Raw genomic sequence first — 23,142 nt, forward strand, 5'->3', positions numbered from 1 at the left:
ACGGCCTTCGGCTCAAGGTTCTCTAAGAACCCGAAGATGCTGACGAGATGCGACGATGCGCGCAGGCGCAGGGTCAGCGGGTCTCGCGGTGCGCGGTGTGAGCGTTGCAGCGGGGGCAGTGCTTCTTCATCTCAAGACGGTCCGGGTCGTTACGCCGGTTCTTCTTGGTGATGTAGTTCCGCTCCTTGCACTCCACGCACGCCAGCGTGATCTTCGGACGGACATCAGTGGCGGCCACGGGAGTGCCTTCCTGGGACAGACAACGTTACAGACAGACAAGAGTAGCCGACCAGGCCTGAACCAGGAAATCGGCTACGGGTGTGGTAGCGGTGACCGGACTTGAACCGGTGACACAGCGATTATGAGCCGCTTGCTCTACCAACTGAGCTACACCGCCACGACGATCGCGTTCCCCGCCGACGGCGGGGAACCCTATCATCCGAGCCCCCATGCGGAATCGAACCGCAGACCTTCTCCTTACCATGGAGACGCTCTACCGACTGAGCTATAGGGGCGAACGGGGAAGACATTACACGGTCCGCAGCCCAACCGTGAAATCCGTTTGGCGCTGCTCCGGTACGACTTTTGCCACGGCCGCCACACGCCCCACGCGCCTCCCCTGTCGACCGTGACCCGCGCCCTAGGCTCGCTGTCTGCGATCTTGAACTTCACGCAGTTTCGCGGCAGGCGGCAGGAAGCGGCAGGCGGCAGGAAGGAGCGCCGGGCCATGGGAGCCGAGGCGGGGGGCGGAGCAGGGACCGGCACTGACGCCGGAACAGCAGGGTCGTCGGCGCTCCTGCCGGCACTGCTGCTGACGGGCGCGCGACTGGCCGACGGCCGGGCCGTCGACGTGCGGCTCTGGGGCGAGCGGATCGAGGCGGTCGGCGCGGTCGGCAGCCTCAGCGCCCCGGAGCGCCTGGATCTCCGTGGCTACTTGCTCCTGCCCGCCCCGGCGGAGCCGCACGCCCACCTCGACGAGGCCTTCAACGGGGACGACCGCGTCGGAGCTCGTGGCGAGGGTCGCGCGGGTGGCGACGAGGTGCGGCGGCAGATCACCGAGGCGGCGCTGACCTACCTCGGCTACGGCGCGACCGCGCTGCGGACGCAGATCCTGGTCAGCGAGGAGACCGGCCTCGCCCGCCTCGACGCGGCTCTCCAGGCGGCACGTGACCTGCGGGGGCTCGTGGACTGTCAGATCACCGTACTCCCAGGGCAGTTCACCGATGCCGTCCCCACTGCGGAGAGTGAGCGCCGGAGCCTCGCCCTGCTGCGGGACGGGCTGCGCGCCGGGGCGCACGCACTCGGCGGACGCCTCACCGAGGCGCCGGGTCCACCCGCCGATCGACCCGCCCGTCTGGCTGCCCATCTGGCCGCCCTCGTCGCTCTCGCCCGGGAACTCGACCGCCCCCTGGATCTGCACGGCGCGGCAGGGCTGACCTCAGCGCCGGCGTCAGCCGTCGGCGCCCGTGCTGCCGAGCTTCCGCCGGGCTCGATCCTCTGCTTGGACGGATCGATGCCACCCGCCTCCGCCCTGGCGCGCTCGGGCGCGGGCGTCGTGGTCCTGCCGGCGGCCGGGCGCTGTGCGGGCGGCGCACCGCGGACGACCAGCGGCTTCGACCCGGCGTCGGTCCTTCCCCTGCTGGAGGCGGGGGTCCCGGTCGCCGCCGGGAGCGGGACGCTGCGCGACACCGTCTGCCCGGTCGGCCGTGCCGATCCGCTGGAGACGGCCTTCCTGCTGTCGGCCGCAACCGGTCTGTCTGCGGCGGAGGCGTACGCGGCCGTCAGCTCGACCGCCCGCGCGATGCTCGGGCTCACACCCGGACAGATCCGCGCCGGGGATCCGGCCGAGTTGGTCGCCGTGCGCGGCGAAAGCCTGACCGCCGCGCTGTCCGGCGGGCACAGCCGGGTCGTGATCCACCGTGGCCGCGTGGTCTCCCGCACCAGCGCGGTCCGCGAGTACGCGGACACCACCGCTGCGGCAGTCCCCCGCCAGGGCCGCCCCGGTCCCGCGTGATGTGACGTGATCCGATGTGTGCTGACGCGAGGAGGCCTGATGGGAGGGGGGCTGACGGGAGGGGGGCTGACGGAACGTCACCTGGCGTGTGCGTGACGCTGGGTGACGCAATGTGCCGTCAGTGCCCTGGCAGCGACTGCCAGTAGTGCACCAGAAGCTCGCCCCAGTCGTCGATCTTGACCCGGCCGGTGCGGCGGAAGCCGAGCGCGCGGTAGAGCCGGTTGGCGCGCAGATTGTCGGCGTGGGTCCAGAGTTGGGCTTCCGTGTAGGACCGGGCGCGCGCCTCGGCGAGCACGTGCTCCATCAGGCGGCGACCAACCCGCTGCCCCCAGCGGTCGGGCGCGACGCTGAGCAGGCTGAGGTGGATCAGCCCTTCCTTCGGCGGTCCGGCGCCGTCCTCGGTCAGGCCCTGGACTCCGAGGACCGTGCCGACGATGGCGGTTCCGGCGGGTCTGCCCTCCTCGCGAGCGAGAAAGAGCATGGCTCCGGGCGCGGCCATCCGTCCGTGGGCGAGCCGCACATGGTCCCGCGGCAGCGGGCGACCGTTGCGGCGGATCTGGTGCGAGTGCTGCCAAACGGCGAGCGCCGCGTCCACCTCCTCCGCGGTGGCAGGCCCCACCGCGACTGTGCCACCACCCATACCGGCCCCCTCACCGGGCGCAGGGGCACCCGTGGCCAAGCTTTCTACCACTCGCGGACGCGCACGTCAGCAGCCTTGCCCATCCATCTCAGGGGGCGGGCCACTGCCGAGTTGCACAGCAACTAGTCGAGACCCGACTAGTTCCTATGTGAATACCCTCGGCATACGATGTCAGTCATGAGCACCCCGCTGCGCAGTTCCCCGCTCTCGCTGACCGTCCTGTCGCTGCTGCACTACCAGCCGCTGCACCCGTACGGGATCCAGCGGCTGATCAAGCAGTGGGGCAAGGACCAGGTGGTCAACGTCAGCCAGCGCGCCAGCCTCTACCGGACCATCGAGCGCCTGCTCACCGCCGACCTCATCGCGGTCCGCGAGACCGAGCGGGACCAGCAGTACCCCGAGCGCACGGTCTACGAGGTCACCGACGCAGGCCGCCGCGTCGCCCGCGAGTGGCTGCTGGAGATGCTCGCCACACCGAAGCAGGAGTACCCGGAGTACCCGGCCGCCCTGTCGCTCCTGATGATGCTCACCCCGGCCGAGGCACTCTCCGTCTTCGAACAGCGCGCCGCGCTCGTCCGCACCTCCCTGCAGGAGATCGAGGCCGTCACGGCGGCGGAACACTCGCTGCCGCGCGTGACGATGCTGGAGACGGAGTACCAGCGCGTGGTGACGGCGGCTCAGCTGAACTGGCTGGACTCCGTCATCGCCGACCTCAAGTCCAGCCGTCTCTCCTGGACCCCCGAGGAACTCCTCGCCTTCGCCGACACCCAACGCACCGACACGGAGGGCTGAAGCCGTTCGAACGGGGCATGCGAAGGGCCCCGGACGCTTGCGCTGATCCGGGGCCCTTCGGCTTCCACGTGGCGGGTGCAGGGTTCGAACCTGCGTAGCTTGCGCGACAGATTTACAGTCCGATGCCTCGGACTGCCTCCTGGGCTCTTGACCTGGGAAGACATCATTGACCGGATAGCTCGCGGCGCTCCCGTCCACTGGACGTCCAGATCATGGGTCTCGCATGGGTTATCGAGTCGCACTTCGGTCCCGGCGCCTGCGCCCAGCGGAACCGCCGCAACTGGGCTACGCCGCCTTGGCCCGAGGTCAACGGGGCCAAGAACGTCCTATAGGCCGGTCCTGTAGAAGTAGGAGATCGCGGTAAGGTCCGCGTCATCGACGACCCACGGGGCGATGCAGTGCAGCATCCCGCCGCTGGCGCTGGGAGGCGTCGTGGCGTTGTCCAACAGTATGGAGTGGACGACCACGAGGGCGTTTGCCGGCATCAGGTCCCGCTGCGCTTGCACTTCGGAGCGTGTGAGAACGACTTCAGCTCCGCGCGAGGTGGTTCCTTTCACCTCGATGTGAAGTCGCTCGGCGTCCCTGCGGGCCACGAGGTCGTAGGACCTCGTCGCACCCACGTCTTCGACGGTCCACCCGTCCTGTTCGAAATAGTCGATGGCTCGTCGGACGCTGTGCCGCTCGATCGCGCGCCGCTGTTCCGCCGTGAGCGCGAACCCCTGGCCCTTCGTGGCGCGCTTCCGTCCGCCCGACGTTCGCGTGGCAGCCTCTCGCGCCTCTTGCAGCTCAGGGGCCACATCACCTGGGATAAACGGGTTCGCATCCTCGCCCAGGTAGATGACTCCGAGCAGCTCGGCCATGAAGAGCAGATCCCGGACCAGTACGTCTGCTGTGGGGAGGGCATCGCGCCGGTACTCGATCGCCACCACGTTGCCTCGCTCATACCCCCTGCCCAGTTCACGGGTGGCCTGCAAGTCGATCTGCTGGTGGAGATCGGGCCGGGGCCCGGCCAGAGGCCCGATCAGCGGCCGGGCCCAGTCCACGCGAGCCTGGAGCTCTTTCACTCCCCGTGGGGCGTAGTCGCCGCCTGTCCAGACGGTGGTGCCCTGGTTGAGTGAGAGGTAGACCCGATCGCCCTTGCCACTGAAGAGGTAGACCACGTACCAGCCGCTCGTAGCGCTGCCGGATCGTTTCTTCGAGTGGACGCGGATCCAGGGGATCTCGGTCTTGAGGCCGGTCCCGTCGCGCCCTTCGATACCGAGGTCATCCCGAGCGACTCCGATGCTCTCCGCAAGTCGGGCCGCGTGCCGGCCCAGGAAGGCCGGGACCTCGTCCCGCACGATGACGCCACGCCGCTTCATCTCCGGGGTGTTCTTTGAGCTCCAACTCGCTTGCAGCAGAAGCGTTTCAAGCAAGAGATCATCCATGGGAGGGAGGATAGAGGCGTACTCCGACACGCCCTCCGCTGTCGCACTCGCGTGCTGGCTCATCTTCGCCGTAGGTTCGCCAGCTCTTTGCCTGCCGCACCCGTGCGGAGCAGTCGCCTTCCTCGGGATTCCCCGCCGTTCGCCGTGGGGCACTCCCGGGATGGCAGGAGCGTGGCCACAGCGCTGACCACTGAGGACCCGCTAGAGGGCAGTGTCACCTTAAAGGCGCCAGATGGGCCCTTGGAGGCATCTAGAGCGCACGCCCCGGGCGCCGTGGGAGTACTCGGAGAGTCCCAGGGGGCTATATGAGGCGCTTGCGAGGCCCGTCCCGAGGCTCTCGCTCGGCAAGGAGCTGTGAGCCGACCCACGGCCCTGCCACCTGACAAGGCGCACGCCTCGATGTATGCTCGCAAGTGATCCGCGGGGCCGAAAGCCCACCGGAGGAGTTGAGTCAGGGACGCTTGGCTTAACTCAGCTTCGCAGGTGCTTGCAGTGTTTAGATGGCGCGACTATCCAGGGTCGAGCCCCGAAGATTACCCAACTTCGGATGCGGTCCATCGGTACCACTGTTAACGAGCCTGCTGAAGTGATAGCGCTCGACAATCACATATTCTTAAAATGCCCCGTCCTTCGTGACGGGGCATTTTAGTTTACTCGACCAGTTGATGGCATGGGCGGGGCTATGGCCAGACGCGCTTGGCTGAATGATCACCCTGGCCAGCCCGGATGTACCCATCCGGGTAGATGTTGCAGTAGGAGTTTGCTCCCGAAAATTTCCAAACTTCATGCGTGGTTGTAAGACGCTCTGCGCCCTTCTTTCTTACGACATCCCAGTGGTAACCTCTCGGCAACTCGAAGCCCGCAATCGTGAGGGTATCTCCACCGTGAAGCGCATTCGGTTTCTGCCATTCGCGGCGGCCGTGGTCGAGCCGATTGGCGCCTGATCCGAACGTTGACTTGAACTTCTTGCTGCCTGCGTCAGTATCCAAGCCTTTCCACTCTTGCTGGGAATCGAATATGTGAAGTGGAAGAACTCTTGGGTCGTGGACGTCAGAATTCATGGCGGGCTGGGCAAGAGAGGTTATCGGCTCGATGAATCGTTCTGCTTCCGCAGGAGACCTGAAGAGTCGATAGGCGGCCTTGTACCTAACAAAGTCTTCAAGGCTAAGCAGCTGCTTCTTGCGCACTGGCGTGCTACTCGGATCGCGTCGAATCAACGAGGCCGTGGTCGCAACAACCACCGCCTTGGAGCGATGTAGTCCCATGTAGAGATTCCTGGCGTCTTCGATCTTCAGAACATTGAATGGCCGGCCAGGATTATCCCCGCCAATTGCCCTGATTGATTCAACGCGGCGCACGTTGAACGCCAGCGATTCCTGGCGAGCTTTGGATTCTATGACACGACGGATCCTGACTTGGTCAGGACTCTCTTGGGCGGGGGCGAAGAGCCATACCTGTACGGCGCTCTCTTCGTTTCTTGCAGATGGTGCAGCCACAATGGCCTCTCTCGCAATCTGCTGGGCCCAGGATTCCTATTCAAGTCCGCCGATGACCCGAAGCACCGCAGCGGGCGGTAGTCTCAGCTCGCGAAGCTCCTCCTCGGACATCACACGGACGCACCTCAGAATCAGCTCCCGAAGTTGCGGGGCCAAGAGTGAATCTGGCTGATGCTGGTGAGACTGAGGTGCAATTCGCTCCTGAAGCACGTCGTGGGGTTCCGGAATCCCGTGATCGCTAAACCAACTGTTTAGCCGCTCAATGACGCGGCGCTTGAGCTCCGCATTCCACAATCCGCGTACCGCAGGCGGGAGATCCTTAGTTGAGAGCCCGAGGCGCGCCCAGGCATCGACCCGCTCCTCCTGGAATGGCTCAAGGTCAATCTTGCCTTCCAAAGATCTTGCAAATTCACCGCGCCATGCGTCCATTTCGTTACTGTCGATGGTGGGAAGCCGAGGGAGGGTCGTGTCTCGTACGTCATCGGGTTCGCAGGGAACGGCCTCGTTCCCGTTCCAAATGTAAGTCCGCCCGGACCTGTAGTCGATGAGTGAATTCCACAGGTCGGTTCTAATACGCCGACCAGCGACGGGCGGAGCGGGGGCCGCCTCTGGACTAGGCTGGTCAATCAGGGTGACTTTGGGGGGCATGTATGACTCATCCAGGACAACCAATTCTGGATACTTGCGGACGAACCCGGAAATATTTGGGGCGCCGTAGTCCTGCTCACGAAAGGCCCTGCTTGTCAGATTCAGAAGCCGGTTCTTCAGAACGGCGATCGTCATCTCTTTCCAGTCGGTTCGCCCACTCTCACGCGCAAGCTCAAATGCTTCCATGATCAGACGCTTGCCTTCATCGGCAACAGGTGAGCCTGGAAGATTTTCCCTTTGCATCGGAGGTAGCGCCTTTCGATAGATTCTTTTTGCCGGCCACTGGATGGTCATTAGCCGGAAGACTGTATCCATACCGGCACTTCAGCCTAGCGAAGCTAGGCGCGGAGAGTCAGTCAAATCCTGATCAACGTGCTGCACGGGTGGCGGAGCGGTTATGGCCGGCGTCCTGTCCGGTCCTGGGGTCGAGCGTGGTCAGGGGGCCATACGCTCGCCGCGGGCCCCGGTCCGGAGAGGTGGGTGAAACTGCGCAGTCGCCCGCCCTGGCCTCTGCGGGGTTCTTCTGTACCGCCGGCCCTGTGGCGTGCGGCGCCGCGCGCCGAAGCGGGCTCGCAGCGCGGCCGCTGCGCCGCAGGAGCGCAGCGAGCGCACTTGATCTCAGTAGAGAAAGTCATCACACCTCGTGCGAGGAATGGCTCTCAAGGCCATGCCCATGCAGTTGCCCGCTGGCTGATGACCGAGGCCGCGCCTGTCGGGCCCCCTACCTCACAGCATCGGCGATCAGCTGCATGGAGTCCACGACAGCCACCGCCCCCGCCTTGGCTAGCCGAACGTCCTTCCCCGGCTTGTTGGCGTAGCCGATGGTGGCTACGCCGGCCGCGTCACCCGCTTCAACGTCGCGTGGCGCATCGCCGATGAAGATGCACTCCGCCGGTTTGCTGGCTGCTGCGCCCATGGCTTCGATCAACAGCCGGGGGTTTGGCTTCATGGACGACGGGTCACCTGGTGTCCGCCCGAAGACTCCGAATACAGAATCGCCAAGGCCGTGAGCTGCGAGATATGCCTCGATCGCCGCCCCGGAGTTGTTGCTGACCAGGGAGACGGAGCGGCCCGATTCGGCGCAGGCAATCAAGAGCGCATTACTCCCCGGCGTTGGCTGACTGAGGCTCACTGCCTCGGTTTCAAGCGTCGTGAGTAGCGCATCCGCCGGGGCCACGAGGTCGGGACGAGCGTCGGCGACGAGGCGAAGAAACGCGAGGGGGTCAGTCTCGAAGGCCCACACCTCCGGCATCTGCTCGCCCTGGGCGAGTAGATGCCGGCGCAGGCGTTCGGCGATCTCTGCGGCAGGCATCCCGGCGAACACCGAGCAGACGGGGCCGTCGAAGTCGAGCAGGACGTGGCGAACCGGTCGGAGCAAGTCCGCCAAGGACCCGCGTGGGGAGGTCACAGCTGACGCTCGTACGCGATGGTGGACCACACGCTGTCGAACCACGCTTGTGACTGCTGGACGTACTGCGAGCCAAGCGAAGCGTCGTCCGGGCCAGCGGAGTGATGGAACAGCGTGGTGTCCTTCCCGGTCACGTCGTAGAAGGTATGGCTGTCTCCACCCACGGAGACCGTGCGCTCGCGGAGCGGGTAGAAGCCGAAGAACGCCTCCGAGCGATTCAGGATGTAGAGCTTGAAGAGGCTTGAGGCCCGATGCACCCTGACCTGTACCTCCGCGGACTGAACAAGCCCAAGTTCGGCGAGAACCTCGACCGAGTGAGCGATGCCGCCCGCATTGGTGAGGGCGATCCCGCGTGCGCGGTCCCTGAGCGCAGGCTCATCTTGCAGTCCATCGACCAGGACCGGGACAGCCATGGACTGAGAAGTGTCCGGCAGAAGGAGCCGGACGGCGATGGACTCAGGAGCGAGCCGACCTGACCGGATCTTGTCCAACGGCTCCTGCATCGCGTTGTGCAGGGTCTCGCTGGAGAAGCCGGCGAAGTCGATAGTCACTTGAGGCTCCGCGAAGGCTGCCTCAAGGTGCGGGCGGAGGCCGACCGGCCGTTCCGTGCGCTCTCGCACGAACGAACCGCTGCCCTGCCGAGTGACGATGAGGCCCTCGCTCCTGAGCAGCTCTAGAGCCCGGTCAATGGTGCCGCGCGCCACGCCGTAGTGCTTGGCCAACTGCGGACCGGAGGGCAGCTTTTCACCGGCCTCAAAGCCCGGCTTCTTCGTGAGGATCGCTGCGCGAATCAGCGTGCTGACCTGCTGATACGGCGGACGCGGGTCATCCAGGTCGAGAGTCATGCCTACATGCTAGGGGACATGCTCAACAGGCGCGAGTAACCCAAGTCTCTTGACCTGCCTAAGCAGGTTGTCTATGTTGAGTGTGTCGCCGCCGAGAGAAGCGGATGCGACACAGAGGGGCCTTCTTTGGGCTGCTCTGAGCTGCGCTGATGCGCCCGGAAGTCCTGTCTTGCAGGGCCAGGGAAGCGCTTGTCTGGTTGAGAACTCAACAGTGGATTCAGAGATTTGGGGCGTCTCGCCTCCCCTTCCCGTGCCCGTAAAGAGGGCCTCCGGCAAGGCGGGACAGTGCGCGCATCAAGGGCGCACACGCAACCGGCCACAAGGCCCTGTGAGGGGGCTGGCCTCTGGATCGACGGTGCCGCTCCGGCGGCGCCCGCGCGTCCCCGGAGCCGCTGTGGCGTCCGGCATCCGCGTCAAGGCGGAGACGCGCACGACCGGCCACGAGGGCCGGAGCTCGAATCCCCTTGGAGGGAGGCCCTGATGGGCCTGTTCAACCGCAGCGGTGAGGCCGTCTACGTCGCCACCGTGACGCACTCGGACGGTTCTCCGTACCTGACGGAGGCCGACCAGCAGCTCAAGGCCGCTGGCGCCATCGGCGCGTACGACGGCTCCCGGAACGTCTACGGCGAGTCCGGCGTGGCGGAGATCACCGCCGCCGCCGAGAAGCACGGCCTGAACGTGAGCATCCGTCCGGCCGAGGACTGACCTGCCGGCGCAGCACTTCCCCGAGTTCTTGCCCTGAGCGCAGGGCGGCTGGTCTCCCGCCAAGGTTCACAGCCGCCCCGCTCGGGCCTTCTACCGCTTCAAGGAGAGAAGACCCGTGAAGTACATGGTTGCAGGCCACGAGGCCACCTCCGCGGAGGACTTCGTGGCGCTCGCGCTCGGCATCGACCGCGAGCTGTTCACCGGCACCCCCAACGAGTCGCCGATGGACCGCGAGGCGCGCATGGACGCCGCCTCCGCAATCCTCGCCGAGCTGTACGAGGACGACCCGGCCGCGTGGCGTTACGCCCGCGAGCTGCTGCGCACCGCGCCGGTCCCGCTGCGGCGCCCGGCACCCCGCCCCCGCACCCGCGTCGTTCGATCGGCGGTGGCGTGATGCCCAAGCGCCGCACGCACCTGCGCTTCGCGACGGTGGCCACCCCGGTGGCTCCGCAGCGCGGTACCTACATCACCTTGAGCGTTCCCGAGGACACGCGCCTTGCCGGCGCGGTGTGCCGCGAGGTCGCCCCGGACGTGTTCTTCCCCGAGCCCGACGACACCGAGGGCGAGGCGGAGGCCAAGCGTCTGTGCGCCGTGTGCCCGATCCGGCCGCTGTGCCTGGCGGGTGCGATCGAGCGTGACGAGCGCTACGGCATCTTCGGCGGGCTGAACACCGCCGAGCGCGACGCCCTGTCCAGCCGCCCCGGCTGCGGGACGCGCAGCGGCTACCGCCGCCACATCATCAGCCGTGAGCCCGCCTGCGCCGAGTGCCGCGCGGCCAACACCGCCGCGAGCGCGGCCGACCGCGCCAAGCGCAACTCCGAGCGCAAGGCCAAGCAGCAGCCCTCGCCCGATTGCGGCACCCGCACCGGCTACCAGCAGCACCGCGCCGCCGGCGAGCGGGCCTGTGGCGCCTGCCTGGTGGCGAACACCGAGTACGTGTGGGCCCAGACCGAGGCCGTGCGCGAGGACCGCGCCCGCACCAAGGCCACCCACCGCGAGGCCGCCCGACGGCGCCGCGCTACCGAGACCGCACAGCAGGAGATGGGCCGGTGCTGCGGCACCCGCCACGGCTACCGCCTGCACCGCCTCTCGGGCGAGACCGCGTGCACGGCGTGCCTGGAGGCGAACACCGCCTACAGCCGCACCCTCCGTGCCCGCCGCACCGCCGACCGGATCGGAGAGGCCGCATGAGGAACCGTCAGCGCTACCACAGGCCGCAGCAGCACGGCCCGACCGGTGACCGGCCGGTGGCCAAGCTCGCCGCCTGGTCCGCCGCCGTCGCCGTGGTCTGGGCCTTCCACCACCAGGGCATCGCCGCGCTCGCCGGGGCGGCCGGCGCCTACCTGCTGGTCCTGATCGTCCTCAAGGCGTGGCTCGGGGGTGCCCGATGACCTGGCGCATCGAGAACGTCGAGGAGATCGGCAGGGGTGAGCGGCTGCTGTTCGGCACCGCCGCCGTGCTGGGCGTGGGGGTGGGCTCGCTCGGGCTCGCTTCCTCGTTCCAGTCGGTCACCGCCGCGGCGGCCCGGTGGGGGTTCTCCACCCCGGCGCTGCTGCCGATCGGCATCGACACCGCGATCCCGGTTTTCACCATCATCAACCTGCTGCTGATCCGACTGGACATGCGCCTGCCGTGGGTGCGGATCGTGCCCTGGGTGCTGACGCTGGTGACCTGCTGGCTCAACGTCGCCGCCGGCCACAGCCTCTCGGCGAAGCTCGCGCACGGCACCATGCCGCTGCTGTGGGTGGTCCTCTCCGAGGTCGCCGCCCACATCTACGCCGTGCGGATCGGCGAGGCCACCGGCAAGCGCATCGAGCGCATCCGCCGCTCGCGCTGGTTCCTCGCCCCGTTCAGCTCGTTCCTGATGTGGCGCCGGATGACGCTGTGGGAGATCACCTCCTACACCGCCGCCCTCGCGCTGGAGCGGGAACGGCTGCTCACCGTCGCGGACCTGCGCGAGACCCACGGTCGCCTGTGGCGCGCCCGAGCCCCGCGCCGCACCCGCGTGCTGCTGCGCATGGGCCAACTCGCCCCCGCCGACACCCTGCCCGCCCTGCCCGACGCGGAGCCCGCCCCGGTGGGCGGCGAGGACGACGGTTCGGTTTACCTGCCCGAGCCGACTCCCCGACCCGTCCGCAAGCCGCGCCGCACGGCGCGGAAGGCGTCGCCGCGACGGACCGAGGCCGACGTGCTCGACCAGGCCCGCGAACTGACCGCCCAGTGGCGGACCGAGGACATCACCGCCGAGGCGCTGCGCACCGCGCTGCGCTGCGGCGCCAAGTCCGCCCGCGCCGCCCGTGACGTGCTGCTCGCCGAGCGCGACGAGGACGGTCGCCCGGATCTGCACATCGCCTGACCCGTCGGGGGCGCCGCGCTGGCCGGCAACCGCGCCCCCGACGGCCTTTCCCGCCCTGCCCCGCTCACGAGACAAGGACAGTCCAAGTGAACCAGCCCGGACACGACCTGATCCGCCCCTCGGAGGCGGACCCCGATCCCAGCACCGACCCGACCGGCGGCGAGGTCGTCGACCTCGGCCGGGCTCGCGCCGCCCGCACCACCCCCCGACCCGACACCGACCCGGCCACCGACCGGCCGCCCTACGAGTCGGACGACCCGGACCCGTTCGAGTCGGCCGACGGATCGGTGTACCTGCCCGCCGACCCCGCCCCGACCGGGGCGCCCGACGCGTCGGCCGACCTCGCGCCGCGCGTGGTCGAGGGCACCGTGACGACCGTTCGCACCGCCGCCGCGACCGCGCGGGCCCGGCTCGCGGTGCCGCCGCGGCTCGCCCGCGCCGGTAGCGCGGTGCGCTGGTTGTCCACCCATGAGCGCACGCTGCGCGTGGTCCGGTTCGGAGTGCGGCACACCATGTTCACCGCCGGCGGGGCGCTGGGCCTCGCCCGTCGGGCGTGGGAGTCGCGGACGACCGCGATGCACCAGCGCATGATCAAGGCCGCCGAACTCGCGGGCAACCCGGTGCTAGCCGCGGAGTGGCAGGAGCGCGCGGACAAATTCCGGCAGGACCGCCACACCCGCCGCATGGCCCTGATCACCAGCTTCCCTCGCCTCGCCGTGAACGCCGTGGTCGCCCCGGTGCTGCTGGAGTTCGGCCTGCTCGGGCTCGGCATCATGATGGCGATAGCGGAACACAAGCTGTCCAACGTCATCGCCCCGACCATGGCCGTGATCGAGCTGGTCCACATGCTCTACCGCGTCGTGGCGCTCGTCTGGGGCCCGGTGCTCGCGTTCGGGCCATGGCTGATGCTCGCCGCACTGTGGAACATCGGCCGGCGCCGCGGCACCGCCCCTGCCTGGGCGATGCTGGCCGAGGACCCCGACGTCCGCGACGTCGTGCCGGACGAGGGCGCGATCCTGGACGCGCTGCGGCACCTGAACCTCGCCCCGCTCAACCGGGCCGTCAAGGACGGTTGGCAGCCCCGCTGGGTCTCCCCGACCGTCCGTCTCGGCAACGGCTACCACACCCAGCTCCAACTCCCGCAGGGCGTCACGGTCGAGATGGTCAACAACCGCAAGACCGTGCTCGCACACAACCTGCTGCGCCTGCCGATCGAGGTGTGGCCGACCGAACCCGCCAACCAGCCCGGCGTCCTGGACCTGTGGGTGGCCGATCAGGGTTCCCTGTCCGGCCCGATCCCGCCGTGGCCGCTGCTCACGGACGGCGAGGCCGACTACTTCAAGGGCGTCCCCGTCGGCGTCTCGCAGCGCGGTGAGATCGTGTACGGCAAGCTCATGGCCTCGAACTACCTGGTCGGCGGCATCATGGGCTCGGGCAAGTCGTCCCTGGTCATCAACCTCCTACTTGGCGCCGCCCTCGATCCGCTGGTCGAGATCGAGGCGTACGTGATGGCCTACAACGTCGACTACGACCCGCTGCGCCCGCGCATGAAGACGCTGGTCAAGGGCGACGACGACGAGCAGATCAAGGCCGCCCGGGACGCGCTGCGAGCGCTGCGGGACGAGGTCACCGAGCGCGGCAAGATCCTGGAGGAGTTGGGCGGGGAAGAGGTCCGCCTCACGCGTAAGCTCGCCGAGCAGGACCCGCGGATGCGGCCGAAGGTGGTCGTCTTCGACGAGTGCCACGAGCTGTTCGAGCACAAGGAGTGCGGCCAGGAGTCCGGCGAGCTGGCCATCAAGGTCATCAAGAAGGCCCGCAAGGTCGGCATCACCCTGATCTTCGTCACCGTCTCGCCGACCGCGTCCAGCATCCCGAAAGACGTCACCCGCAACACCTCGCACAACGTCGCGTTCGCCGTCGGCGACCACGTCGCCAACGACGGCCTGCTGGGCACCGGCAAGCACCGCGCCGGCATCACCGCGACCAACCTCAACCCCGCCGAGAACGTCGGCACGGCAGTGACCGTCGGGTTCACCAAGAACGCGTTCGAGCTGATCCGCTCCTACTGGGTCCGGCGCGACGCCAAGGTGGACCAGGTCACCCCGGTCGTCCGTCGCTCGCTCGGCCTGCGCGAGGGCCTCGCGCCCGCCGCCGACAGCGTGCCCGCGCCGGCTGTGGTGGACGAGGTCGCCGACATCGCCGCCGTGCTCGGCGAGGTGGCACGGATGCGCACGCAGGAGGTCATCCAGCACCTCGCCGAGGCCAACCGCCCGTACTACGGCGGCTGGACCTTCCAGACCCTCACCGAGGTGCTGGAGGCCGTCGGCGCCGCCCCGTACAAGTCCGGCGGGCAGATGGTCGTCTCCCGCGCCCGCGTCCTGGAAGCCCTCGCCGACCGCGACGAGGCCGCCGAGGACGCCGCCGAAAGTGACGCTGTGTAAAGGGAGGTGTCGAGGGAGGCGGGGAGTTCTCCCTGCCCGCCTCCCTCACCCCGCCTCCCCGCGCTGAGCTGTGACGACACGTCACAGGGAGGCCGGGGAGGCGGCCCGTTCGACCTGCGGAAACCCCCTCCCGAACACCTTTTCGGGGCACCCGTGCACCTCCCTCCCCTTACACACAGTCACCGAGCCTGTTCGGAGGACCGACCGTGCACAACACCGCCGCGGACCACATATCCGCCGTCCTCGTCGTCTTCTTCGCGCTCACCACCGGCTACGCCCTGCTGTGCGCGGTCTCGCCGCTCGGGCGCTGCCGCCGCTGCCGCGGCTTCGGCTTTAAGACCCGCACCGACCGGCGCGGCCGGATCGTCCGCGGGCGCAACTGCCGCCGCTGCAAGGGAGCCGGCCGCCGCCTCCGCACCGGCCGCCGGATCTACGACCTCGCCGTCCGGCTCCGCAACGAGGGCACACCCGCCCGCTGACCCGCCCCCGATCCCGCGCCCCGCCTCGCCCAAGGGAGATCCGCTCGTGCTCGTGAACGTCTCGCTCGTGGTCGTGTTCGGCGTCGCCGCCGTCTTCATGGTCCGCAGCCGCGCGCTCGGCATCGGCGGCGGCCTGATCGCCGCCCTGTTCGGCTTCTACCTCGCCCGCACCGGCGCCGCCGCCCCGATCGGACACGCCGTCGTCGCGGTCATCCACTACCTCAACCAGCTCGCCCACAACTGAACGAGAGGAAGCCATCCATGCACGCCACCACGCTCCGCGAGGCGCTGCCCGACCTCGCGTTCGTCGCCGATGGCAGCGCCCTGGTCGCGGAGATCGAGGCGTACATGGCCTCCCTCCCGCTGCCCGCCCGCACCCTGCCCGCACCCCCGCCCCCGAATCCGCACGGCAGCGTGACCGCGCCGTGGGACCTCGGGATGGTCCGCCCGGCCCCGACCTGGCTCGACCGCATCCGCCACCGCGCCCCGGCACCGGTGCCGATCGACACCGCGACGCACCTGCGGCTCGTCTCCCGCTACCTCACAGCCCACGGCTGGACCCAAGGCCGCCTGTGGGACGAGCAGGGCGCCGTGTGCCTGCTCGGTGCCCAACTCATGGTCCTGGCGGCCGGCTACGGCACCCCCGACATCGCCTACCGCGCCCGCGTGCTGCTCATGGAGCAGTTCACCGCGCAGGGCGCCTACGCCTCCGTGGATCGCTGGAACGACGCCCCCGGCCGCCGCCTGGTCGAGGTCCACCGACAGCTCGACATCGCCGCCGCCCGCGCAACCTCCACCCTCCCCACCGCGTAGCCCGGAAGGAACCGAGAAGTGAACGCCCACGCCTCGCACACGCCGGTCATCCGGCCGCTCGCCGCCGCCCACCTGCGCGACGCCCTCAACGCCGCCACCGCCCGCGACCTGCCCACCGCCCTCGGCGCCCTGATGGCCATCGACAACGAGTCCTGGCAGGGCATCACCAACCGCCTCGCCGAACTCGGACCCGCCGTCACCGCGCTCGTCACCGAAACCCTCGGAGGCGCCGCGTGAACGCGTCTGCGCTTCGCCTCGGGTCGCTGTGCTCCGGATACGGGGGGCTGGACCTGGCCGCCGCCGAGGTGCTCGGCACCGAACCCGTCTGGCACGCCGAGACCGACCCGGGCGCGTCCGCGATCCTCGCCCGGCACTGGCCCACCGTGCCGAACCTCGGCGACATCAGCGCGGTCGACTTCCGCGCCGTCGAACCGGTGGACGTGCTCACGGCCGGGTTCCCGTGCCAGGACGTGTCCTCCGCCGGCCTGCGGGCCGGGATCGCCCCGGGCACGCGCTCCGGGCTGTGGGCGCACGTCGCCCGCGCCGCCGCCGCGCTGCGCCCGTCCCTGCTGGTCATCGAGAACGTGAGGGGGCTGCTCAGTGCCCGAGCCCACAGCGACGTGGAACCCTGCCCGTGGTGTCTGGGAGACACCGACGCAAAGCCTCCTCTGCGAGCACTCGGCGCCGTACTCGGCGACCTGGCCGACATCGGGTTCGATGCGGAATGGACGGGTCTGCCCGCCGCCCACGTGCTCGCCCCGCACCAGCGGTTCCGGGTCTTCGCCCTCGCGTGGCCCGCTGCTCCCTTCCCCGCGGACCTCGGACCGCAACGGAGTCGGGACGCACGGCAGCGGTGGCGCGGACCTGCGCACAACGATCGCCCTGCTCCCCACCCCGAAGGCCACGGACGGCACGAAAGGCGGGCCGAACCAGCGCGGCAGCAAGGGCGACCTGACCTTGCCGTCGGTGGCAGTGAGGCTGCTGCCGACGCCGGTCGTCGGGGACTCGAAGGGCGCGAGGCAGGCCACAGCGCCGAACCCCCGCTCCACCTCGCCGACGCTGACCGATCTGACGTGGCGTGGGGACCTTACGGCCCCGCCGTCCAGCGCTGGGCCGATGTCCTCGGACGGCCCGCCCCGGCGCCGACGGACCCGGAAGGCCGCCTCGCCCCCCGATTCGTCGAGTGGCTGATGGGCCTGGACGAGGGGTGGGTCACCGACACCCAGGGACTGTCGCGCAGCGCCCAACTCCGGGCGCTGGGCAACGGCGTGGTCCCGCGACAGGCCGCCGCCGCGCTGCGCCTGCTGCTCGACCGCGCCCCCGCCGGAATCCTGCCCGACCTCGCGGCCGAGAGGAGGGCGGCATGACCAGTCTCCCGCCCGTCGCGCCGCTGCCCTTGTGGGACCTGCTGATCCACCTTTCCGGCGGCCGGTGCCAGTGCATCGGACGGTGCGGCAACAAGCACGCCGCCGGACAGGGCCGCTGCGAGCACGAGAACGGCGGCTACATCAGCAAGCGCGCCGCACCGATCCGACTCCTGGTCGCGCCGAAGGACCCGTTCGAGCTGATCCTGCCTGCCCACCAGCAGGCCCGGCTCTCCGCGTGCGACCTCGCCGCCTGGTGCCCGCCCTGCCACGACAAGGCCCGCACCCGGGCCATGCGCGAACACCGCGCGGCGCTCGCCGAACTCCACACCGACGACGCCCTGTTCTGACCCTGACCCGGCCGCCGTGACCGCCACAGCCCGATCGGAGCATCCGTTGGCTGCACAGCACGACCTCGCCACGGCCTCGAACGTGATCCCGTTCAACCCCGAGCCCTCCGAGGTCATCACCGCCGAGCAGGCCGTCATCGGCACGGCCCTGCTCGCCCCCGCCCGCATCCCCGCCCTCGCCGAGATCCTCGGTGGGCCCGGAGCGTTCTACCGGCCCGCCCACGAGACGATCTGGCGCACCATCACCCGCATGACCAGCGCGGGCCAGCCCGTTGACCCGCTGCTGCTCACCGAGGCCCTGCGCGCCGGCGGCGACCTGCACAAGGTGGGCGGGCCCGGCTACCTGCACACCTGCGTGGAATCCACGCCCAGCGCGGCGAACGGCGACTACTACGCCGAACTGGTCCGCACCGCGGCCGAGCGGCGGCGCATCGGCAACGCCGCCGGCCGTGTCGCACACCTCGCCACCGACGCCCACGCCGACCTCGCCGACATCCGCACCGCCGCCCTCGCAGCCCTCCAGGAACTCGCCGAAGGCGACGTGTGGACAGACCCGATCCCGCTCGGAGCACACGCCCTGCTGCCCACCTTCCCCACCCACGCCCTGCCCGACTGGGTCCGCGAACAGGTCGAGGCCGTAGCGGAGTTCACCCAGACCCCCGCCGACATGGCCGCCACCATGGCGCTCGCCGCGCTCTCGACCGCAGCCGGCGGCCGGATGCACGTGCAGATCCGCCCCGGCTGGACCGAGCAAACGAACCTCTACCTCGTCTGCGCCATGCCCCCGGCCAGCCGCAAGTCCGACGTGTTCGCCTTCATGACCGCGCCGATCTACCGCCTCGAAGACGAGCTCAAGGCGGAAGCCAAGAACGGCATCATCGACGCCGAGACCGCCAAGGAAGCCGCCGAAGCGGAGGTGGAGGCGCTCAAGGCCCAAGCCCGAAAGCCCGACGCCGACCGCGACTACCTCATCACCGAGATCGCCTCCGCGCGCAAGCTCGCCGCGCAGATCGAGGTTCCGCCCACGCCCCGGCTGACAGTCTCGGACGACATCACCCCCGAAACCCTCTCCCAGCAGCTCGCGATCCACCGCTGCCTCGCCGCCCTGTCCCCGGAAGGAGACCTGTTCGACATCATCGCCGGCCGCTACTCGGCCAAGCCCAACCTCGGGGTGTTCCTCAAGGGCCACAAGGGCGAACGCCTCCAGGCCAGCCGCATCAGCCGCGAAGAGCCCACCCGCGACAAGCCCGCACTGACCATCGGCATCACGCCGCAGCCGGCCGTGCTCCAGGACATCGGCTCCACCCCCGGTGCCCGCGACCGCGGCCTGCTGGCCCGCTTCCTGTACTCCCTGCCCGCCTCCAACGTCGGGTACCGGAAGATCCGCACCACCCCGATTCCCGAACAGGTGGCCCGCCGGTACGACAGCAAGCTGGGCGGGCTCATCCGCGCATTGGTGGACCTGCCCGAGCCGGTCACCGTCCCGCTCGAACCGGCCGCCGACCTCGCCGTGGAACGGCTGCAAGCCGACCTGGAGGTGAAGCTCCGCCCGGACGAGCCACTGGCCCACATCAGGGACTGGGCCGGGAAGCTGGTCGGCCACACCGTGCGAATCGCGGGCCTGCTCCACCTCGCCGAGAACCTGTCCACAGGGTGGGGAAAGCCCGTGCGTGCCGACAGCGTGCACCGGGCCGCCGAGATCGCCGACTACTACACCGCCCACACCCTCGCCGTCTTCGACCTCATCGCTGCCGACCCCGCCACCGACGACGCCCACGCGATCCTCCAGTGGCTCCAGCGCCCGAAGCAGGACGGCACCCACCGCACCCACATCAAGGCGTACGACACCGTCGCCAGCAGCCGCCGCTTCAAGACGGTCGCCGACGTCGAACCGGCCCTGCGCCTGCTGGAGCAGCACGGCTACCTCCGCACCGACCAACCCCCCACGGGCAGTCAGCGCGGGCGCCAACCGGCCGTCACGTTCCGCGTCCATCCCTCCCTGCACACCCCTCCGGCCGGGCCCTGAGGCCCGAAACCGTCAGGGATGTCAGGGCAAACCGCTGACCAGCCATAACACCACCTTGCGGGGCGTCAGGGAACGTCAGGGATGTCAGGAGAAGCCCCCTTAGCCCTGACATCCCTGACACTCCCTGACGCCCCGCAAGGAAGGAAAGGCCCTGCTCAGCGATTTGTCCTGACTTCCCTGACACTTTCCGGGCTCCGAGCCTGTCCGCCGCCCAGCGGAAGCACTCACAGTCACCACCTCTCCGCGACATCCATCCGCACGCGCAACCGACCGCAAGGGGACGAACGCATGACCTCGCGACCCGCTCGCACGCGCACTCCGGCTGACGAACTCCTTCCGCTCAACGCGGTCTTGGAGGAGATCGGCATCACCCGAGCCTCTTGGTACCGCTGGCAGAACAAGGGCCAAGGCCCCAAGTCGATCCGGCTGCCGAACGGCCACCTGCGCGTGCGTCGAAGCGAACTGACCAACTGGCTCAACACCATGGAAGAGGCTGCCTGAATGGGCATCAGCTACAACGTCCAGATCTGGGGCATCCGCAAGCGCCCCTACAGCAAGCCGTACCAGCTCCGCTGGCAGGTGGGCACCTTCCCCAAGGCGGAGTCCTTCCTGACCAAGGGCCTCGCGGAGAGTCGCCGGGCCCAGCTCGTCACCGCGGCCCGCGCCGGCGAGCCCTTCGACGAAGACACGGGGCTTCCCGTCTCCATGCTCCGGGGCGAGCGGGTGACCTGGTACCAGCATGCTCGGGCGTATATCGAGATGAAGTGGGAGAGCAGCCCCGCCAAGACCCGCACCACGCTGGCGGAGGCCATGGCCACGGTGACGCCGGCGCTCGTCACCGACACCAAGGGCATGCCCGATCACAGGGCCGTCCGGACGGCGCTGTACGGGTGGGCCTTCAACAAGAGCCGCTGGGGTACGGAGGCGCCCGAGGACGTCCAGCGGACCCTGGCGTGGTTCGAGCGGAAGTCCCTTCCCATCACGGCTCTCTCGGATCGGCTGACGACCCGCCACGCCCTCGACGCCCTGACAAAGCGGCTCGACGGCAAGACGGCGGCGCCGTCGACCATCCGCCGGAAGCGAGCCATCTTCCACAACGCGCTCGGCTACGCCGTGGAGGCAGAGCACCTGACAGACAACCCGCTGCACCGGATTCAGTGGAAGGTGCCCGATGTGGTCGAGGTGGTCGAGCCCGAGGTGGCCGTGAGCCCGGAGCAGGCCCGAGCCCTCCTGGCAGCCGTCCGGGAACAGGGCAAGCGTGGCAAGCACCTCGAAGCGTTCTTCGGCTGCCTCTACTTCGCAGCCCTGAGGCCCGCAGAGGCCGTCTGGCTGCGCCGGGAGAACTGCACCCTTCCCGAGCAGGGCTGGGGCTCGCTCCGACTCAGCGAGACACGTCCGCGGGTGGGCTCCGCTTGGACGGATGACGGCGAGGCTCACGACAAGCGCGGGCTCAAGTGGCGCCCGCGCCGAGCTGTCCGCACCGTACCGATTCCGCCGGATCTGGTCGCCCTGCTCCGCGGGCACTTGGACGCCTACGGCACGGAGCCGGACGGCCGGCTGTTCCGCACGTCGCGGGGCGGCATGGTGCAGGAGAGCGGCTACGGCGTGGTCTGGGGCGAGGCCCGCACCCGCGCGCTCACCCCAGAGCAGGCAGCGTCTCTGCTGGGGCGGCGGCCCTATGACTTGCGTCACGCGGCTGTCTCCCTCTGGCTGAACTCCGGCGTCGACCCGACCGAGGTTGCGCGCCGCGCCGGCCACAGTCTGAACGTGCTCCTGCGGGTCTACGCCAAGTGCATCCACGGCGGCGAGAGTGCCGCCAACGACGCCATCTCGGAGCGCCTGCATCGCCGCTTGGACGACCAGGCTTAGTGCCGCGTTCCCGTCAGCGGGGGCGACACCGGCTCGGGGGACGGAACGGCGTGTCCGAACGGGCTACTGCCCCGACCGACGGGGCCGGTAGTTCGGATTCGCCTGGTAGTCGCCAGAGAGGTTCCCGCGCTCATCTACCTGCCAAGCTCCGATGATGGCCTCAGGGGGCACAGTCCCGCTCGGATCATCAACCATGTTTCCGTCGATCTCGTACACCCAGCCCCCAGGGTTCGCCTTGGCCTCTTCGACCAGCTCCGGCGGGGGTACCCGCTCCGCCGTTTGCTTCCTCCTGAAGATCCCCATGCCCTGCGCCTCCTCTGGCTTTGAGCAACGATGCTACGCACCGCTCAATGATCCAAAAGAAGCAGCCCAGCCCGCCCCACACCGGCCCCACAATGGCAGGTCAGCCCCGGAATCGCCGTCCACTGGGCGTCCAGAACTACTGGTAGACGACGTGCCGTGGCGAGACAGCGCGAGACAGTTCCGCCCCCTCTGAGAGATCAAAAACAAAGGCGCCTCACCTGCGTTTCCGCAGGTGAGGCGCCTTTTTGTTTCCACGTGGCGGGTGCAGGGTTCGAACCTGCGTAGCTTGCGCGACAGATTTACAGTCTGCTCCCTTTGGCCGCTCGGGCAACCCGCCAGGGATGGTGTCTCGCGGTCTCCCGCTCCGACGACGTAAACCATACCTGATGGTGGGGGGTGCTTCGCCACTCGGTTGATCAGTGTGGGGGCGGGCAAGGGGCCGAGTGGGTGGCTAGGCTGGTTCGGCTGCCGCGTGGCCGGAAGGTGGGGGCGCGTGCGGGCGGTTCGGCGGGCGTTTTGCGCGGTCGGAGCCGCAGGAAAACCGACAAGACAGTCCATACCGTCAAGGAGACACAACGATCATGGCCGACTCCAGTTTCGACATCGTTTCGAAGGTCGAGCGGCAGGAGGTCGACAACGCGCTCAACCAGACCGGTCGCGAGATTGCCACGCGCTTCGACTTCAAGAACGTCGGCGCGTCCATCGAGTGGTCCGGCGACAAGATCGAGATGCGGGCCAACGGCGAGGAGCGGGTCAAGGCGATCCTCGACGTGTTCGAGACCAAGCTGGTCAAGCGCGGCATCTCGCTCAAGTCGCTGGACGCCGGAGAGCCGCAGCTGTCGGGCAAGGAGTACAAGATCTTCGCGACGATCGAGGAGGGCATCTCCCAGGAGAACGCCAAGAAGATCGCGAAGATCATCCGGGACGAGGGTCCCAAGGGCGTCAAGGCCCAGGTCCAGGGCGAGGAACTGCGGGTCACCTCGAAGAGCCGGGACGACCTCCAGGCCGTGCAGGCGCTGCTGAAGGGCAAGGACCTCGACTTCGCCGTGCAGTACGTGAACTACCGCTGAGACCCAGCCGGTGGATCACCGGCTGCCACGAGGGCGGTCGCGGAGGGTCTCCGCGACCGCCCTCGTCGTACCGGCGCGACGGGAGCCAGGCGCTGC

Annotated in this window: 26 protein-coding genes and 3 tRNA genes; 18 read left to right on the forward strand and 11 right to left on the reverse strand. The window is 69.0% G+C overall.

The features are described 5' to 3' along the window. Positions 1 to 73 precede the first annotated feature (73 nt). From rpmG to ABH940_RS14115, 3 genes are all read right to left on the reverse strand, one after another. Complete coding sequence (gene rpmG, locus ABH940_RS14105; RefSeq protein WP_004571794.1) at positions 74 to 238, reverse strand: 50S ribosomal protein L33; 165 nt, start codon at positions 236 to 238, stop codon at positions 74 to 76. Between the two features lie 83 nt (positions 239 to 321). Then, positions 322 to 397: transfer RNA gene (locus ABH940_RS14110), tRNA-Met, on the reverse strand. Positions 398 to 442: 45 nt separating this feature from the next. Next, positions 443 to 515, reverse strand: a tRNA-Thr gene (locus ABH940_RS14115). 212 nt (positions 516 to 727) lie between these two features. On the opposite strand from ABH940_RS14115, the gene ABH940_RS14120 reads away from it, so the two are divergent. Continuing rightward, a complete protein-coding gene (locus ABH940_RS14120) occupies positions 728 to 2,014 on the forward strand; it encodes a hydrolase (RefSeq protein ID WP_370105371.1) in 1,287 nt (428 codons plus the stop codon). A gap of 118 nt (positions 2,015 to 2,132) precedes the next feature. Here the strand turns inward: ABH940_RS14120 and ABH940_RS14125 are convergent, their stop codons facing one another. After that, complete coding sequence (locus tag ABH940_RS14125; RefSeq protein WP_370068899.1) at positions 2,133 to 2,654, reverse strand: N-acetyltransferase family protein; 522 nt, start codon at positions 2,652 to 2,654, stop codon at positions 2,133 to 2,135. A gap of 177 nt (positions 2,655 to 2,831) precedes the next feature. On the opposite strand from ABH940_RS14125, the gene ABH940_RS14130 reads away from it, so the two are divergent. Further along, the gene (locus ABH940_RS14130) at positions 2,832 to 3,446 is read left to right on the forward strand and encodes a PadR family transcriptional regulator (RefSeq protein WP_370068901.1); all 615 of its coding nucleotides are present in this window, start codon (positions 2,832 to 2,834) and stop codon (positions 3,444 to 3,446) included. 326 nt (positions 3,447 to 3,772) lie between these two features. On the opposite strand, the gene ABH940_RS14135 is transcribed toward ABH940_RS14130, so the two are convergent. The 5 genes from ABH940_RS14135 to ABH940_RS14155 all read right to left on the reverse strand — a co-directional run bounded on the left by ABH940_RS14135 (position 3,773) and on the right by ABH940_RS14155 (position 9,270). Next, the gene (locus ABH940_RS14135; protein ID WP_370105372.1) at positions 3,773 to 4,873 is read right to left on the reverse strand and encodes an MrcB family domain-containing protein; all 1,101 of its coding nucleotides are present in this window, start codon (positions 4,871 to 4,873) and stop codon (positions 3,773 to 3,775) included. Positions 4,874 to 5,553: 680 nt separating this feature from the next. Next, positions 5,554 to 6,369, reverse strand: coding sequence for a hypothetical protein (locus tag ABH940_RS14140; RefSeq protein WP_370105373.1), 816 nt, complete (start codon positions 6,367 to 6,369; stop codon positions 5,554 to 5,556). A 36-nt stretch (positions 6,370 to 6,405) separates the two neighbouring features. After that, entirely contained in the window at positions 6,406 to 7,311 is a 906-nt protein-coding gene (locus ABH940_RS14145) for a hypothetical protein (protein ID WP_370105374.1), read from the reverse strand. 427 nt (positions 7,312 to 7,738) lie between these two features. Beyond that, a complete protein-coding gene (locus ABH940_RS14150) occupies positions 7,739 to 8,404 on the reverse strand; it encodes an HAD family hydrolase (protein ID WP_370105375.1) in 666 nt (221 codons plus the stop codon). Positions 8,405 to 8,421: 17 nt separating this feature from the next. Continuing rightward, complete coding sequence (locus ABH940_RS14155; protein WP_370105376.1) at positions 8,422 to 9,270, reverse strand: GntR family transcriptional regulator; 849 nt, start codon at positions 9,268 to 9,270, stop codon at positions 8,422 to 8,424. 480 nt (positions 9,271 to 9,750) lie between these two features. On the opposite strand from ABH940_RS14155, the gene ABH940_RS14160 reads away from it, so the two are divergent. From ABH940_RS14160 to ABH940_RS14230, 15 genes are all read left to right on the forward strand, one after another. Then, the gene (locus ABH940_RS14160; protein WP_370105377.1) at positions 9,751 to 9,975 is read left to right on the forward strand and encodes a hypothetical protein; all 225 of its coding nucleotides are present in this window, start codon (positions 9,751 to 9,753) and stop codon (positions 9,973 to 9,975) included. 124 nt (positions 9,976 to 10,099) lie between these two features. Continuing rightward, positions 10,100 to 10,369 (forward strand): hypothetical protein, encoded by a 270-nt coding sequence (locus ABH940_RS14165; RefSeq protein WP_370105414.1) that lies wholly within the window; start codon positions 10,100 to 10,102, stop codon positions 10,367 to 10,369. Continuing rightward, entirely contained in the window at positions 10,369 to 11,166 is a 798-nt protein-coding gene (locus ABH940_RS14170; RefSeq protein WP_370105378.1) for a WhiB family transcriptional regulator, read from the forward strand. Before ABH940_RS14165 ends, ABH940_RS14170 begins: the two co-directional genes overlap by 1 nt. Beyond that, a complete protein-coding gene (locus ABH940_RS14175; protein ID WP_370105379.1) occupies positions 11,163 to 11,366 on the forward strand; it encodes a hypothetical protein in 204 nt (67 codons plus the stop codon). Before ABH940_RS14170 ends, ABH940_RS14175 begins: the two co-directional genes overlap by 4 nt. Then, entirely contained in the window at positions 11,363 to 12,331 is a 969-nt protein-coding gene (locus ABH940_RS14180; protein ID WP_370105380.1) for a DUF2637 domain-containing protein, read from the forward strand. The genes ABH940_RS14175 and ABH940_RS14180 overlap by 4 nt, the downstream gene beginning before the upstream one ends. Before the next feature lie 86 nt (positions 12,332 to 12,417). Further along, positions 12,418 to 14,772 carry an FtsK/SpoIIIE domain-containing protein gene (locus ABH940_RS14185; protein WP_370105381.1) on the forward strand — a complete coding sequence of 785 codons (2,355 nt, stop codon included), beginning with the start codon at positions 12,418 to 12,420 and terminating at the stop codon, positions 14,770 to 14,772. 206 nt (positions 14,773 to 14,978) lie between these two features. Continuing rightward, on the forward strand, positions 14,979 to 15,251 hold the full coding sequence (locus ABH940_RS14190) for a hypothetical protein (protein ID WP_370105382.1): 273 nt from the start codon (positions 14,979 to 14,981) through the stop codon (positions 15,249 to 15,251). A 46-nt stretch (positions 15,252 to 15,297) separates the two neighbouring features. Continuing rightward, positions 15,298 to 15,495, forward strand: coding sequence for a hypothetical protein (locus ABH940_RS14195; RefSeq protein ID WP_370105383.1), 198 nt, complete (start codon positions 15,298 to 15,300; stop codon positions 15,493 to 15,495). Between the two features lie 17 nt (positions 15,496 to 15,512). Beyond that, entirely contained in the window at positions 15,513 to 16,064 is a 552-nt protein-coding gene (locus ABH940_RS14200; protein WP_370105384.1) for a hypothetical protein, read from the forward strand. A gap of 18 nt (positions 16,065 to 16,082) precedes the next feature. Then, positions 16,083 to 16,301 (forward strand): hypothetical protein, encoded by a 219-nt coding sequence (locus tag ABH940_RS14205; protein WP_370105385.1) that lies wholly within the window; start codon positions 16,083 to 16,085, stop codon positions 16,299 to 16,301. After that, on the forward strand, positions 16,298 to 17,431 hold the full coding sequence (locus ABH940_RS14210) for a DNA cytosine methyltransferase (RefSeq protein ID WP_370105386.1): 1,134 nt from the start codon (positions 16,298 to 16,300) through the stop codon (positions 17,429 to 17,431). The genes ABH940_RS14205 and ABH940_RS14210 overlap by 4 nt, the downstream gene beginning before the upstream one ends. Next, on the forward strand, positions 17,428 to 17,778 hold the full coding sequence (locus tag ABH940_RS14215) for a hypothetical protein (RefSeq protein WP_370105387.1): 351 nt from the start codon (positions 17,428 to 17,430) through the stop codon (positions 17,776 to 17,778). The genes ABH940_RS14210 and ABH940_RS14215 overlap by 4 nt, the downstream gene beginning before the upstream one ends. Before the next feature lie 46 nt (positions 17,779 to 17,824). Next, entirely contained in the window at positions 17,825 to 19,804 is a 1,980-nt protein-coding gene (locus ABH940_RS14220) for a DUF3987 domain-containing protein (RefSeq protein ID WP_370105388.1), read from the forward strand. 288 nt (positions 19,805 to 20,092) lie between these two features. Next, positions 20,093 to 20,305, forward strand: coding sequence for a helix-turn-helix transcriptional regulator (locus tag ABH940_RS14225; RefSeq protein ID WP_370105389.1), 213 nt, complete (start codon positions 20,093 to 20,095; stop codon positions 20,303 to 20,305). Then, positions 20,306 to 21,673, forward strand: coding sequence for a tyrosine-type recombinase/integrase (locus ABH940_RS14230; protein ID WP_370105390.1), 1,368 nt, complete (start codon positions 20,306 to 20,308; stop codon positions 21,671 to 21,673). A gap of 63 nt (positions 21,674 to 21,736) precedes the next feature. On the opposite strand, the gene ABH940_RS14235 is transcribed toward ABH940_RS14230, so the two are convergent. Then, a complete protein-coding gene (locus ABH940_RS14235; protein ID WP_370105391.1) occupies positions 21,737 to 21,976 on the reverse strand; it encodes a hypothetical protein in 240 nt (79 codons plus the stop codon). Between the two features lie 256 nt (positions 21,977 to 22,232). Further along, positions 22,233 to 22,313: transfer RNA gene (locus tag ABH940_RS14240), tRNA-Tyr, on the reverse strand. A gap of 244 nt (positions 22,314 to 22,557) precedes the next feature. On the opposite strand from ABH940_RS14240, the gene ABH940_RS14245 reads away from it, so the two are divergent. After that, entirely contained in the window at positions 22,558 to 23,046 is a 489-nt protein-coding gene (locus ABH940_RS14245) for a YajQ family cyclic di-GMP-binding protein (protein ID WP_370068903.1), read from the forward strand. The last annotated feature ends 96 nt before the right edge of the window (positions 23,047 to 23,142 follow it).

The sequence above is a fragment of the Streptacidiphilus sp. BW17 genome (assembly GCF_041262485.1).
In the GTDB taxonomy this organism is placed as follows: domain Bacteria; phylum Actinomycetota; class Actinomycetes; order Streptomycetales; family Streptomycetaceae; genus Streptacidiphilus.